Here is a 14,928-nt window from a genome sequence, read left to right as displayed (position 1 = left end):
CACCATAAAACAATCCCCATATTAAGAACAACTTTTAACATTTACATATTCAAGTCTGGAGACTTCAATGGCTAAAATTATTGGAATAGATTTAGGAACTACAAACTCTTGCGTTGCGGTTTTAGAAAATGGCGTAGCGAGAGTGATCGAGAATAGCGAAGGCGCCCGTACGACGCCGTCAATTATCGCTTTTACCAGTGACGATGAAGTATTGGTAGGTCAATCGGCTAAACGTCAGGCCGTAACCAATCCTAAAAATACGCTATTTGCCATCAAGCGTTTGATCGGGCGTCGTTTTAAAGACGATGTTGTGCAAAAAGACATCAAAATGGTGCCTTATAAAATTGTCGAAGCTGAAAATGGCGACGCCTGGGTTGAAGTGCATGGCAAAAAAATGGCGGCGCCTGAAGTTTCAGCGCGTGTGTTGATGAAACTGAAAAAAGACGCCGAGGCTTATCTGGGCGAAGAAGTCACGGAAGCCGTTATCACGGTGCCTGCTTACTTTAATGATTCACAACGTCAGGCTACTAAAGATGCCGGTCGTATTGCCGGATTAGACGTAAAGCGGATCATCAATGAGCCAACGGCCTCGGCACTGGCTTTCGGTATGGATAAGCCTAAAGGCGATACCAAAATTGCCGTATATGATCTGGGTGGCGGTACGTTTGATATTTCCATTATCGAAATTGCCGAGATAGAAGGCGAGCATCAGTTTGAAGTATTGTCGACTAACGGCGACACTTTCCTTGGTGGCGAAGATTTCGACTTGAGAGTCATTGAATATCTGGCGGCAGAATTCAAAAAAGAAAGCGGCGTTGACCTGCATAATGATCCGTTGGCGCTGCAACGTCTAAAAGAAGCGGCGGAAAAAGCCAAGATTGAATTGTCTTCAAGCCAGCAAACCGATGTTAACCTGCCTTATATTACTGCTGATGCATCGGGCCCTAAGCATTTAAATGTCAAATTGACTCGGGCTAAACTGGAATCTTTGGTTGAAGAGTTGATTAATCGCACGAAAGGCCCCTGCGAAATGGCGCTTAAAGATGCTGGATTGTCAGCATCCGAAATTGACGACGTGATCCTGGTGGGCGGTCAAACCCGTATGCCGAAAGTACAGGAAATGGTAAAAACCATTTTCGGCAGAGAGCCGCGTAAAGACGTTAACCCGGACGAAGCGGTAGCTTTGGGGGCGGCGATTCAGGCCGGTGTTTTAGGCGGTGAAGTTAAGGACGTACTGTTGCTGGACGTTATTCCATTATCGCTGGGCATCGAGACCATGGGTGGTGTCATGACCAAACTGATCGAAAAAAATACCACAATCCCAACCAATGCTTCACAGGTTTTCTCTACTGCCGATGATAACCAGACTGCGGTAACGGTTCATGTTCTGCAGGGTGAGCGTGAAATGGCGGCTGCCAATAAATCACTGGGACGTTTTGATCTGTCTGATATTCCGCCGGCGCCGCGCGGCATCCCGCAGATTGAAGTGGCATTCGATATCGATGCCAACGGCATTCTGAACGTGTCAGCTAAAGACAAGGCAACCGGTAAAAAACAATCTATTGTCATTAAAGCGTCCAGCGGTTTATCGGATGAAGAAGTTCAGCGCATGATTAAAGATGCCGAGGCTCATGCTGATGAAGACCGTAAACTGGCGGAACTGGTGGCGGCGCGTAACCATGCCGATGGTATGATTCACGCCACGGAAAAGTCATTGAAAGAGCTGGGTGATCAGGTCGGTGCTGATGAAAGAAGCTCGATCGAAAGTGCGATCAATGCTCTGAAAGACGCTGTTAAAGGAGATGACAAGTCTGAAATTGAAGCCAAAACCAATGCCTTGACCGAGCTGTCAGGCAAGCTGGCCGAGCGCGTTTATGCGCAAAAAGCAGGTGCTGAAGGCGGCGAGTCTGCTGGAGCGAAAGCATCTGAACAGCATGCAGCTGATGAGGGTGTTGTCGATGCCGAATTTGAAGAAGTCAAGGACGACGATAAGAAGTAAAATATACGGTTCATGCCGCGCCTTTACCGGCGCGGTTATTGATAACTTTATGGCATGCTTACATCTCCTGAGTGAGTCCTCGGGAATGAATTTAAACGAAACAAGACGAAACTAACGATTGGAACATGGCAAAAGAAGACTTCTATAAGCTTCTCGGTGTAGAGAGAAACGCCAGTGATGCAGAGATTAAGAAAAGCTATCGCCGCCTGGCGATGAAGTATCATCCTGATCGGAATAAAGACAATCAGGCTGAGGCTGAAACGAAATTCAAGCAGATTAAGGAAGCTTACGAAGTTTTATCAGATCCTAAAAAACGCTCCGCTTATGATCAATTCGGTCATGCCGGCGTTGATCAGTCCATGGGCGGCCGCGGTGGTTTCGGTGCCGAGAGCTTCAGCGATATCTTCGGTGATGTATTCGGCGATATTTTCGGCGGCGGAAGGGCTCGCGGTTCCGTGCAGCGTGGTGCGGATTTACGCTATAACCTCGAATTGACACTGGAAGAAGCTGTTGCCGGAACCGAGGCTAAAATTCGGGTGCCGGTGCTGGTTGTCTGCGGTGAGTGTAATGGCTCAGGTGCCAAAAAGGGTTCCAGTCCGGTTATCTGCTCGACCTGCCATGGTCATGGTCAGGTCAGAATGCAGCAGGGGTTCTTCTCTGTTCAGCAGACCTGTCCGACATGTCGCGGCACGGGCAAGCAGATTAAGGATCCTTGCGGTAAATGTTATGGACAGGGCCGTGTTCAGGAAACCAAAACCTTGTCCGTCAAGGTGCCGGCAGGCGTCGACACCGGCGATCGTATTCGTCTGGCCGGAGAAGGCGAGGCCGGAGAACGCGGCGGACCGGCTGGCGATCTGTATGTGCAGATTCAGGTGAAAGATCATGAGATTTTCACGCGTGATGGCGCCAATCTTTATTGCGAAGTGCCGATCAGCTTTGCTACGGCCTGTTTAGGCGGTGAGATAGAAGTGCCGACACTTGATGGCAAGGTGATGCTGAAAATTCCTGCCGAAACACAAACCGGAAAATTGTTCAGATTGCGCGGCAAAGGCGTCAAGCCTGTGCGCGGCGGTGCGGTCGGTGATTTGTTGTGCCGGGTACAGATTGAAACGCCGGTTCACTTGACCAAGGAACAGAAGGAGTTGATCCAGCAGTTAGGTGATTCCCTGTCAGGCGGCGGTAAGCATCACAGTCCTCAGGAACATTCATGGACTGACGGCGTAAAAAGTTTTTTCGATAAATTGACAGGATAAGCACCATGATTCGTATTGCTGTAATAGGCGCAACAGGACGGATGGGGCTTTGCCTGATCAAGGCGGCGGCATTGGCTGACAAGGCTGAGCTCTCCGTTGCGGTTTCTCGCCCTGAAAGCCTTGCAATAGACAAGGATGCGGGCGAATTGGCGGGCATCGGTGCTGTCGGCGTTAAAATCGCTGATAATCTGGCGTCTGTCGTTGATCAGTTCGATGTGCTGATCGATTTCACTCGTCCCGATGCTTCCATGGAATACATCGATATCTGTCGTCAGGCCGGCAAAAAAATCGTGATCGGTACGACCGGATACAGTGATGCACAAAAAGCCCTGATTGCAGAAGCGGCCAAAGAAGTGTCGATAGTGCTGGCGCCCAACATGAGTGTTGGCGTCAATCTGTCGCTCAAATTGCTGGAAATGACCGCCAAGGTGATGGGGGATTATACTGACATTGAAGTCATTGAGGCGCACCACCGGCATAAGGTCGATGCGCCGTCAGGCACGGCCTTGCGCATGGGGGAGGTGGTTGCGGCCGCGTTAGGCCGGGATTTGAAAGATTGTGCGATTTATGGCCGTGAAGGCAATACCGGTGAGCGGGACAGAAAAACCATCGGCTTTTCAACTATCCGTGCCGGCGATATCGTTGGTGAACACACGGTTATGTTTGCCGACGAAGGTGAGCGCGTGGAAATTACGCATAAAGCCACAAGCCGCATGACTTTTGCCAATGGCGCGGTAAGGGCGGCACTCTGGTTGAAAGATAAACAAACCGGTCTTTATGACATGCAGGATGTTCTGGGTTTGAAAAATTGTTAATGACCAAAACGCTATAATCTCGTAAAATAAGCAGAATTTTGTTTTTTATAACGGGATGAGTCCTTAGGGGGTCATCCCGTTTTGCACATTTGAGGTGACGTGTTTGAGTAAACCTGCATTGTTAGTGTTGGAAGATGGAACGGTGTTTAACGGTGTATCCATAGGTTCCGATGGATGTTCCGTAGGAGAAGTCGTTTTTAATACCTCGATGACCGGATATCAGGAAATCCTCAGCGATCCGTCTTATGCCCGGCAAATTGTTACATTAACCTATCCGCATATCGGCAATGTCGGTACAACCGACGAGGATGATGAGTCAGTCGGTGTTTTTGCCAGCGGTTTAGTGATCAGGGATCTGCCGTTACTGGCCAGTAACTGGCGCAATGAAAAAACCTTGCAACAATATCTGATCGATAACAACGTTGTCGCTATCGCTGATGTCGATACGCGTAAGTTGACGCGTCTGTTGCGCGATAAAGGTGCTCAGCGCGGTTGCATTATGGCAGGCGAAACTGTCGATATAGAGGAAGCCAAAACGGCAATCGAAAGTTTTCCGGGGCTACAAGGCATGGATCTGGCTAAGGAAGTGACCGTTGCCGAGGCTTACGAATGGACTGAAAATGTCTGGCATCTGCAAAACGGTCATACAGAGGCTGAAAATCTAACCCGGCATGTTGTCGCTTATGATTTCGGCGTTAAACGAAATATCCTGAGGCTATTGGCAAATCGTGGTTGCCGCATTACGGTTGTGCCTGCGACCACGTCGGCGGAAACCGTGCTGGCGATGAATCCTGACGGCGTGTTTTTATCCAACGGTCCTGGCGATCCGGAACCATGCACCTATGCGATTGAGGCGATCAAAGTTTTTTTAGCCAAGAAAATTCCGGTATTCGGCATCTGTCTTGGACATCAGTTACTGGCTTTAGCCAGCGGGGCTAAAACCGAAAAAATGAAGTTCGGCCATCATGGCGGCAACCATCCTGTACAGGAAAAATCCACAGGCCGCGTGATGATCAGTAGTCAGAATCACGGATTCGCGGTTAATGAAGGGTCTCTTCCTGCCAATTTAGTCGCCACCTATCATTCTTTATTTGACGGCAGCCTACAGGGCGTCAAACGGATCGATTGCCCGGCCATGAGCTTTCAGGGGCATCCTGAAGCAAGTCCGGGTCCTCACGACGTGCAATCATTGTTTGATGATTTCATCAAGATGATGGATCAGGTCAATAAGTAATAAGCCAGTCAATAATCAGCAAAGCAAAACAACGAAATGCCAAAAAGAACCGACATAAAATCGATTTTATTACTGGGTGCAGGCCCGATTGTTATTGGTCAGGCCTGTGAATTTGATTATTCGGGCACGCAAGCCTGTAAAGCGTTGCGGGAAGAAGGCTATCGCGTCATTCTGGTCAATTCGAATCCGGCCACCATCATGACTGACCCGGATATGGCCGATGCCATTTACATCGAGCCTATCGATTGGCAAACCGTAGAAAAAATTATCGAAAAAGAACGTCCCGATGCCATCTTGCCGACGATGGGTGGACAGACGGCATTGAACTGCGCTCTGGCGCTGGATGCGCATGGTGTGCTGGAAAAATACGGCGTCGAGATGATCGGCGCGACTAAAGAGGCGATCAATAAAGCCGAAGACCGTGAATTGTTCAATCAGGCCATGAGAAAAATCGGTTTCGAAGTGGCCCGCTCAAAGACCGCGCATTCAATGGAAGAAGCTTTGGCAGCTCAGCAGGAAGTCGGTTATCCCACCATCATCCGTCCATCGTTCACGATGGGCGGCAGTGGCGGCGGCATCGCCTATAACAAGGAAGAGTTTATGGAAATCTGCGAGCGCGGCCTGGATTTGTCTCCGACTAATGAATTGCTGATCGAGGAATCGGTGCTTGGCTGGAAAGAGTATGAAATGGAAGTCGTGCGCGATTCGAAAGACAACTGCATCATCGTCTGTTCTATAGAGAACTTTGACCCGATGGGCGTGCATACCGGTGATTCGATTACCGTGGCGCCGGCGCAAACTCTGACTGATAAGGAATATCAGATTTTGCGTAACGTCGCGTTGGCAGTATTGCGTGAAATCGGCGTCGATACCGGCGGTTCCAACGTACAGGTGGCGATCAACCCTGAAGACGGACGCATGGTCGTGATCGAGATGAATCCTCGCGTATCGCGCTCGTCCGCGCTGGCTTCCAAGGCTACCGGCTTCCCAATTGCCAAAGTCGCGGCAAAACTGGCGGTCGGTTACACATTGGATGAGTTGCAAAATGAGATCACGGGCGGCGCAACCCCTGCATCGTTTGAACCGACGATCGATTACGTCGTCACCAAAGTGCCGCGCTTCACTTTCGAGAAATTTCCACAAGCCGATGATCGCTTGACCACGCAAATGAAATCGGTAGGGGAAGTTATGGCGATTGGCCGTACTTTCCAGGAGTCGCTGCAGAAAGCCTTGCGCGGTCTGGAAATTGGCATCAGTGGTCTCGATGAAATTGTCGATTTGAGCGCTGATGATGCGCGCGAAAAAATGCAACGTGAAATGCGCCATCCGGGACCGGATCGTTTGCTATATGTCGCCGACGCTTTCCGAAGCGGCATGACTTTGGAAGAAGTGCATGAGGCATCCAAGATCGATCCGTGGTTTTTAGCGCAAATTGAAGATCTGGTGCGGACTGAAAAGTCATTGTCGACTAAAACCTTGTCGACGTTGAAAGAAGGCGAGCTTTATCGGTTAAAGCGTAAAGGATTTTCTGATCAAAGACTGGCGAAACTGCTCGATACGACCGAGTCCGAGGTGCGCAACGTCAGGCATAAACAGAATATCCGCCCGGTTTACAAACGCATCGATTCCTGCGCGGCTGAGTTTTCCTCGGATACGGCTTATTTGTATTCAACTTATGAAGAAGAGTGCGAAGCGCGTGTTTCCGATAAGGAAAAAATCATTATTCTCGGCGGCGGGCCTAACCGAATCGGACAAGGCATCGAGTTTGATTATTGCTGTGTGCATGCAGCATTGGCGTTGCGTGAAGATGGTTATGAAACGATCATGATCAATTGCAACCCCGAGACAGTTTCCACCGATTTCGATACATCCGATCGATTATACTTTGAATCGTTGACGCTGGAAGATGTGCTGGAAATTGTTGAACTGGAAAAACCCAAAGGGGTCATTGTTCAATATGGCGGTCAGACACCTCTAAAATTAGCCCGTGCGCTGGAAGCGGCCGGGGTTCCGATCATTGGTACATCGCCCGATTCGATTGATTTGGCCGAAGACCGTGAACGGTTCCAAAAACTGTTGGAACGGCTGGATTTAAAACAGCCGCCCAATGCGACAGCGCGTTCTGTCGAGCAGGCGCTTAATGCGGCAAAAGAACTGGGTTATCCTTTGGTTGTGAGACCTTCCTATGTATTGGGCGGTCGCGCCATGGAAATCGTTTTCAACGAAGAAGGCCTGCAACGCTATATGAAGGAAGCGGTTACGGTTTCCAATGACTCGCCGGTATTGCTCGATCGATTTCTGGATGATGCGGTCGAAATGGATGTCGATGCCATTTATGATGGCGAACGTGTATTGATCGGCGGCTTGATGGAACACATCGAACAGGCCGGCATCCATTCGGGAGACTCGGCGTGTTCATTGCCTCCATACGATCTGGCGCCCGAGATTCAGGACAAATTGCGCGAACAGGTCGCCAAAATGGCAGAGGCTCTGGGTGTAAGAGGGTTGATGAACACTCAGTTTGCGATTCAGGGAGAGGATATCTATGTGCTTGAAGTGAATCCAAGGGCATCGCGTACTGCGCCGTTTGTATCCAAAGCGACCGGTTATCCGCTGGCCAAAATCGCGGCGCGTTGCATGGTGGGGCAATCGTTGGCGGAGCAAGGCATTACTGAAGAACGTATTCCTACTTATTATTCTGTCAAGGAAGCCGTGTTCCCGTTTGTTAAATTTCCGGGCGTAGATCCATTGCTGGGGCCTGAAATGAAATCTACCGGTGAGGTGATGGGGGTTGGAAAGACGTTTGGAGAAGCATTTGCCAAATCCCAGCGGGCTGCCGGCGTTAACTTGAATCATAGCGGTAAAGTACTGATCAGTATTCGCGATGCGGATAAACCCAAACTGCCTGATATTGCAAGAATGCTGGTAGAGAAGAAATATGAGATTGTCGCAACCGGCGGCACGGCAAGGTTCCTTAAGGAAGCCGGTATCCCTTGTGAAGTCGTATTTAAAGTCAATGAAGGTCGGCCTAATACAGTCGATATGATAAAAAATGATCAGGTTCAGTTGATTATTAATACAACGGAAGGTAAAAAAGCTATTTCCGATTCATTTACCATGCGCAGAGAAGCCTTGCAGCATCGTGTAACCTATTACACGACTATGGCAGGAGCTAGAGCAGCCTGTTACGCGCTTGGCGAACTGGATGCCGGCAATGTCAATAGTCTTCAGGATCTACATAAAAGCCTGACTTAATTAATAATTGATCTGCATTAGGCAGGTTTTGAATTCCCATATTAAGGGATGGATGAGTAATATTTTTGGAGTTGTAGCAGAATGAATAAAGTACCGCTTACCGTGAAGGGTGCAGAAAAATTGCGTGAGGAATTGGACGAATTGAAATCGGTGGTTCGTCCGCGCATTATTGCGTCTATAGCATCTGCGCGTGAGCACGGAGATTTAAAGGAAAATGCCGAATATCATGCTGCGCGTGAGCAACAAAGCTTCGCCGAAGGGCGTATTGCCGAAATTGAGGCAAAATTATCCAATGCCCAAATTATTGATGTCACTAAACTGGATGCGAATGGAAAGGTGGTCTTCGGCGCGACAGTGGAAATAGAAGATACAGAGTCGGAAAAGAAAGTGACGTATCAAATTGTCGGTGAAGATGAAGCCAATATCAAGGAAGGACGCATCTCCATCGGATCGCCTATTGCACGGGCGTTAATCGGCAAAGAAGTTGAAGATATTGTTACGGTTAAGGCGCCGGGCGGTAATGTCGAATATGAGATTATCTCAATTAAATATATTTAATTGAGGCGCAAGGCTAAAGATATAAACTGCGACGCTGTTAATTTTTAGCCTTGAGCTTGAGTTACTTATCAGGGTTCAGTCTGTAAATGACAGCAATCTGGCCAATAGTTTGAATCAGTGCCGCTCTCGTATCCATGCAGATTTCCTCGCTAATTTGCTTGCGATCTTCCCGTTCGGCACGTATTCTTACTTTAATGAGTTCGTGGCTATCTAGCGCCAGTTCTATCTCCGCCATGACCGCCGCCGTCAGTCCGGATTGGCCGATCATGATCACGGGTTTTAAGCTGTGAGCCTGAGCCCGGAGTTTTTTCTTATCTGCAGAATTCACTCTTTATTCCTAAATCAAAAACTTAATTTTACACTAAAAAATAGCAATGGGACGAAGTAAAAGTAGCAGTCGTTGGATGCAGGAACATTTCAATGACGAATATGTCAAAATGGCTCAAGTTAAAGGTTATAGATCGCGTGCTGTTTTTAAACTGGATGAGATTCAGGATAAAGATCAAATTATCAAGCCGGGGATGAATATTATCGATTTAGGTGCGGCCCCCGGTGGATGGTCGCAGTTTGCGCGAGAGATTATCGGGAAAAAGAATAAGATCATTGCATTGGATATTTTGCCGATGGAACCGATTGAAGGTGTTGACTTTATACAGGGAGATTTTCGCGAACAGGCCGTTCTGGATGAGTTATATGCCGTTCTAGATGGTGCAGAGGTTAATTTGGTTATGTCAGATATGGCGCCGAATATGAGTGGCAATAAAGCTGTAGACCAACCACGATCCATTTACTTGGGAGAACTGGCTTTGGAAACGGCAAAAACAGTGCTAACAAAAGGTGGTACTTTTCTGGTTAAACTGTTCCATGGTGAAGGATTTGAAGAATTTTACCAAGAAGTGCAGAAATCTTTTTCAAAAGTAGTTATTAGAAAACCAAAAGCCTCAAGACCGAGAAGTAATGAAGTTTATATTTTGGCCAAAGGGTTTAAATAATTGTTTATAGCCCTTATATTTAGATGATAAGGAGATTACTAGGCATGGTGAAAATTAATTTTCATAATGGGTGAATTCCAGATAAATAGACGCTGTCAGAAAATTATTCCTGATATAATTAGTCAGTTTTTTAAACCGAGAGCCGTTCGGGCCTAGGGTGTGTAAATTGAACGATATGATTAAAAATATAATCCTGTGGGTCGTCATTGCTGTTGTGTTGATGTCCATCTTTAATAATTTTGGTCCGCAGAGTGAACGTGGCGATTCATCGCTATCGTATTCACAATTCATCGAATCGGTGAAAACGGGCCAAGTTCAGCAGGTCATGATTGACGATAACGTTATCAAAGGCAAAATGCAGGGTGGTGAAAGGTTTAAAACATATGCGCCGGAAGACCCTCATTTAGTTGATGATTTGTTAGCGAATGGCGTCGAAATCAAGGCCATACCACCCGAGCAACCTTCAATGCTAATGCAGTTGCTGGTGTCTTTTGGGCCGATGTTGTTGCTTATTGCTGTTTGGGTATTCTTCATGCGGCAAATGCAAGGCGGTGCAAGCGGTGGTCGAGGGGCGATGACTTTTGGAAAGAGTAAAGCCCGTATGCTTGAGGAAGATCAGATTAAAGTGACCTTTGCCGATGTGGCGGGCTGTGATGAAGCTAAAGAGGAGGTCGTTGAGATGGTTGATTTTCTCAGAGACCCCGCAAAATATCAGAAATTGGGCGGTAAAATTCCTCGCGGCGCACTGATGATCGGTCCTCCAGGAACAGGTAAAACCCTACTTGCCCGAGCTATTGCCGGCGAAGCCAAAGTGCCGTTTTTCACTATTTCCGGTTCGGATTTTGTGGAAATGTTCGTAGGTGTAGGTGCATCGCGTGTACGGGATATGTTCGAACAAGCGAAAAAGCATGCACCATGTATTATTTTTATTGATGAGATCGACGCAGTCGGTCGTCAGAGAGGTGCTGGTCTTGGTGGTGGAAATGATGAACGCGAGCAGACACTAAACCAGTTGTTAGTTGAAATGGATGGTTTTGAAGGTAATGAAGGTATTATTGTCATTGCGGCAACAAACCGTCCCGATGTACTGGATCAGGCTTTATTACGTCCCGGTAGATTTGATCGTCAAATAACGGTGGGCCTGCCTGATGTAAGAGGACGGGAACAGATTCTTAATGTGCATTTGAAGAAAGTGCCTACAGCTGATGATGTTGAAGTTAAATACATAGCCCAGGGTACGCCAGGTTTTTCAGGAGCCGATTTGGCGAACCTGGTTAACGAAGCGGCTTTATTTGCGGCCAGATCAAATAAACGTCTGGTTAATATGGCGGATCTGGAAAAAGCCAAGGATAAGTTGATCATGGGCGCTGAAAGACGCTCCATGGTTATGGGCGAGAAGGAAAAAAAGATGACGGCCTATCACGAGGCTGGCCATGCTATCGTCGGAAAGCTTGTTCCTGAGCATGACCCTGTTTACAAGGTCAGTATCATGCCCAGGGGGCGTGCGCTGGGTATTACCATGTTCTTGCCGGAAAGAGATCAATACAGCGCCAGCAAACAAAAATTGGATAGCATGATCTCCAGTTTATATGGTGGTCGTATTGCCGAAGAAATGATCTTTGGTTGGGAGCAGGTCAGTACCGGTGCTTCCAATGATATCGAGCGAGCCACTGAATTAGCCAGAAATATGGTGACTAAATGGGGATTATCTCAACGTTTGGGCCCACTGGCATACAGCGAAGAAGAAGGTGAAGTTTTTCTGGGACGTTCGGTAACGCAGCATAAGACGGTTGCGGAAGAAACTTCTCATACGATTGATGAAGAGATCCGCTCTTTTATTGACCGGAACTATGAGCGTGCAGAAAAAATTCTCAAGGAAAACATTGATATTCTGCATGCTATGGCGGAAGCTTTAATGAAGTATGAGACTATTGATAAATATCAGATTGATGATCTGATGGCGCGTAGGCCAGTCAGAGAACCTCAAGGTTGGGATGATACGCCTCCTCATGCCGATCTTAAAGCCGATGAGTCCAAAGGAGCAGATGATAAAAAAACGGAGAAGCCAATTGGAGGCGCAGCCGAGCAAATCTAACAATTCTCTGGGTTGAGATGAAAGGAGAGATTTATATCTCTCCTTTTTTTATGCGTAATTATTGGCGATGAGCCCGATAAGGTGAACTGAATCCGAGAATAAAGCATGTTTTTATCGCATAATGATCTATGGAAGCATTAATGTTTCTACATTTTTCAGGTAGAGGTTTGTAGGATTATGACAAAAAAATATTTTGGAACCGATGGCATTAGAGGCAGAGTGGGGGAGGCTCCCATCACGGCAGATTTTTTGCTGAAACTAGGGTGGGCTACCGGACGTGTTTTTGCAAAGGAAGGGCACGGCTTTGTTTTGGTTGGTAAAGATACGCGTATTTCAGGCTATATGTTTGAATCCGCATTGGAAGCTGGTTTGACTGCAGCGGGTGTCGATACTCGACTGTTGGGGCCTATGCCTACGCCAGGTATAGCCTACTTAACTCGTACTTTAAGAGCGAGCGCAGGTATTGTTATCAGCGCGTCTCACAATCCCTATTACGATAACGGTGTGAAGTTTTTCTCGGTACAGGGTTCAAAATTGCCTGATGAAATAGAGAAAAAAATAGAACACTACATTGACTCGGCGATGACTACGGTAGAGTCATCAAAATTAGGCAAGGCGAAACGGTTGGTCGATGCGGCTGGACGTTATATTGAATTTTGCAAGGCAAGTGTTCCCGCTGGGCTTGATTTTAACGGCATGCGGATTGTAATCGATTGCGCTCATGGGGCAACTTATCATATAGCTCCGCATGTGTTTAGTGAAGTAGGCGCAGAAGTCGTGACGATTGGCGCAGAGCCGGATGGGCTAAATATTAACGACGAATGCGGATCGACTAGACCAGAGAAATTGGCTGCAGCGGTATTAGAGTATCGGGCGGATTTAGGCATCGCATTTGATGGTGATGGCGATAGGGTCATAATGGTGGATCATAAAGGTGAAATCGTCGATGGCGATGAACTTATCTATATCATTGCTAAATCCAGACTGAAATCAGGCCAATTATCCGGTCCTGTAGTCGGCACATTAATGACAAATCTGGGCATGGAACATGGTTTGAAAAAGCTGGGTATAGACCTGATGAGGGCGAAAGTAGGTGACCGATATGTAATGGAAATGTTGACTGCGAATAATGGTGTTTTAGGCGGTGAAAATTCCGGCCATATCATTTGTCTGGATAGAACCACAACTGGGGATGGTATCATTGCGGCGTTACAAGTTATGGCGGAAATGCAAAGCAGTGGGAAAAATTTGTACGAATTGAAATCCGGAATGCAGAAATATCCGCAAATTCTTATTAATGTCAAAACAAGTAAAAAAGTAGATCCAGCTAAGGATGAAGCTATACAAAAAGCGGTAAAATCCATTGAGAAAAAACTCGGTGATAATGGCCGAGTACTGCTTAGAGCTTCGGGGACAGAACCCTTGATTCGTGTAATGGTAGAGGGAGAAAGTGAAGACTTGGTAAAAGATTATGCAAATAATCTAGCTGGCGACGTTAAGAGAGCAATAGGAACTTGAACTATAAGCTATTAGCATATATCATACATCGTTTATTTTCTGCTTGAGGGCAAGAATGCTCCAGTCTCTGGTTGTGGGAATTTTAAGAAACAGCAACGGATGAGCAGACCCAATCCCTAGGATCAACAGCTATAACTGTTAGAAAAATGAGGTTATTACCGACGAAATACAAATATGTGTGTCTAGGTAGTGTTAAGCCGGATAGGGAAAAGACTTGCTTGTTATGAGAATATTGATAGCAGTTTAACAGGTGGGGCTTCGCTGGATTGCGGATCCTTTTACAGATTTATCATTCGACTTAGAGTAGTTTAGACTTTTTTATGTATCAGGTAATCATTGTTGTTCATGTGTTGTTGGGTTTAGGCGTTGTTGGATTAGTATTAATGCAACAAGGTAAAGGAGCGGATGCGGGTGCTGCTTTTGGTTCCGGTTCTTCAGGATCCGTTTTTGGTGCTCAGGGCGCTGCTTCATTTTTGTCTCGAGCAACAGCAATTTTGGCAACTTTGTTTTTTACGACTAGCTTAGGGCTTGCTGTATTGAGCGGCCAACAGGGAAAGACTGTAGATCTGATGAGTAATCCTGAAGTTGAGCAGGATACGTCAGGCATTCCTAAGGTAGATGAAACAATAGAGAAGAGTGTTCCTACTATACCTGAGTCCGGATCAGAAAAAATACCAGCAGCACCAGCGCCAACTCCTGCTGATCAGGTTAAAGATAAAGTGGAAAAATAGTTCAAAACAGTGTTTAATAACACATTCTAATCATTCTTTAGCCGATGTGGTGAAATTGGTAGACACGCCATCTTGAGGGGGTGGTGACGCAAGTCGTGCCGGTTCAAATCCGGCCATCGGCACCAAATCAGGGTTTTAAGAAGCCCAGCCAAGTACAGAAACCCGCAAGTCATCATAAGGCTTAGCGGGTTTTTTATTGTCCAATGAAGTATGCGCGATACAGTATGCTCGGCAATTTATACTGAGATCTTTACAGTAACTCAAAATAGTTAATGAAAAATTATTGCACAATAGATGAAATTCAAGATGTTGAACGGCAAAAAATATCTATCGATAACCACAGTTAGGTTAAGAGTTTGGACAAAAGATAATAAATTAGCATTGCGTAAGTTAAGGGTCGGTTTTTTCTTTTGATAAAAGTAAACTTAAACCGCCACCATATTTGAGAGTCAGTTGAGCAAAGGGCAATGTCGGGAAT

At 46.8% G+C, this 14,928-nt stretch carries 11 protein-coding genes and 1 tRNA gene; 11 read left to right on the top strand and 1 reads right to left on the bottom strand.

What is annotated here, in order from left to right:
- Positions 1-67: 67 nt before the first annotated feature.
- The 6 genes from dnaK to greA all read left to right on the top strand — a co-directional run bounded on the left by dnaK (position 68) and on the right by greA (position 9,114).
- Positions 68-1,999, top strand: a complete 1,932-nt coding sequence (dnaK, locus tag METLU_RS0109835; protein WP_027158057.1) for a molecular chaperone DnaK — start codon at positions 68-70, stop codon at positions 1,997-1,999.
- 125 nt (positions 2,000-2,124) lie between these two features.
- Positions 2,125-3,252: a molecular chaperone DnaJ gene (gene dnaJ, locus METLU_RS0109830; RefSeq protein ID WP_027158056.1), complete on the top strand. Its 1,128-nt coding sequence runs from the start codon at positions 2,125-2,127 to the stop codon at positions 3,250-3,252.
- Positions 3,253-3,257: 5 nt separating this feature from the next.
- Positions 3,258-4,067: a 4-hydroxy-tetrahydrodipicolinate reductase gene (dapB, locus tag METLU_RS0109825; protein WP_027158055.1), complete on the top strand. Its 810-nt coding sequence runs from the start codon at positions 3,258-3,260 to the stop codon at positions 4,065-4,067.
- 103 nt (positions 4,068-4,170) lie between these two features.
- Entirely contained in the window at positions 4,171-5,301 is a 1,131-nt protein-coding gene (carA, locus tag METLU_RS0109820; protein ID WP_027158054.1) for a glutamine-hydrolyzing carbamoyl-phosphate synthase small subunit, read from the top strand.
- A 36-nt stretch (positions 5,302-5,337) separates the two neighbouring features.
- On the top strand, positions 5,338-8,556 hold the full coding sequence (gene carB / locus METLU_RS0109815) for a carbamoyl-phosphate synthase large subunit (RefSeq protein ID WP_027158053.1): 3,219 nt from the start codon (positions 5,338-5,340) through the stop codon (positions 8,554-8,556).
- 81 nt (positions 8,557-8,637) lie between these two features.
- The gene (gene greA / locus METLU_RS0109810; protein WP_027158052.1) at positions 8,638-9,114 is read left to right on the top strand and encodes a transcription elongation factor GreA; all 477 of its coding nucleotides are present in this window, start codon (positions 8,638-8,640) and stop codon (positions 9,112-9,114) included.
- A gap of 61 nt (positions 9,115-9,175) precedes the next feature.
- On the opposite strand, the gene yhbY is transcribed toward greA, so the two are convergent.
- Positions 9,176-9,442: a ribosome assembly RNA-binding protein YhbY gene (gene yhbY / locus METLU_RS0109805; protein ID WP_027158051.1), complete on the bottom strand. Its 267-nt coding sequence runs from the start codon at positions 9,440-9,442 to the stop codon at positions 9,176-9,178.
- 46 nt (positions 9,443-9,488) lie between these two features.
- On the opposite strand from yhbY, the gene rlmE reads away from it, so the two are divergent.
- The 5 genes from rlmE to METLU_RS0109780 all read left to right on the top strand — a co-directional run bounded on the left by rlmE (position 9,489) and on the right by METLU_RS0109780 (position 14,575).
- A complete protein-coding gene (gene rlmE, locus METLU_RS0109800; protein ID WP_027158050.1) occupies positions 9,489-10,106 on the top strand; it encodes a 23S rRNA (uridine(2552)-2'-O)-methyltransferase RlmE in 618 nt (205 codons plus the stop codon).
- A 175-nt stretch (positions 10,107-10,281) separates the two neighbouring features.
- On the top strand, positions 10,282-12,201 hold the full coding sequence (gene ftsH, locus METLU_RS0109795; protein ID WP_196806613.1) for an ATP-dependent zinc metalloprotease FtsH: 1,920 nt from the start codon (positions 10,282-10,284) through the stop codon (positions 12,199-12,201).
- 177 nt (positions 12,202-12,378) lie between these two features.
- Positions 12,379-13,719 carry a phosphoglucosamine mutase gene (gene glmM / locus METLU_RS0109790; RefSeq protein WP_027158048.1) on the top strand — a complete coding sequence of 447 codons (1,341 nt, stop codon included), beginning with the start codon at positions 12,379-12,381 and terminating at the stop codon, positions 13,717-13,719.
- 320 nt (positions 13,720-14,039) lie between these two features.
- Positions 14,040-14,450: a preprotein translocase subunit SecG gene (secG, locus tag METLU_RS0109785; protein ID WP_027158047.1), complete on the top strand. Its 411-nt coding sequence runs from the start codon at positions 14,040-14,042 to the stop codon at positions 14,448-14,450.
- Positions 14,451-14,490: 40 nt separating this feature from the next.
- A tRNA-Leu gene (locus tag METLU_RS0109780) sits at positions 14,491-14,575 on the top strand.
- The last annotated feature ends 353 nt before the right edge of the window (positions 14,576-14,928 follow it).

The sequence above is a fragment of the Methylobacter luteus IMV-B-3098 genome, assembly GCF_000427625.1.
Taxonomy (GTDB): domain Bacteria; phylum Pseudomonadota; class Gammaproteobacteria; order Methylococcales; family Methylomonadaceae; genus Methylobacter; species Methylobacter luteus.
Note: the sequence above shows the minus strand (reverse complement) of the source record. Positions and strands in the feature narration are given on the sequence as shown.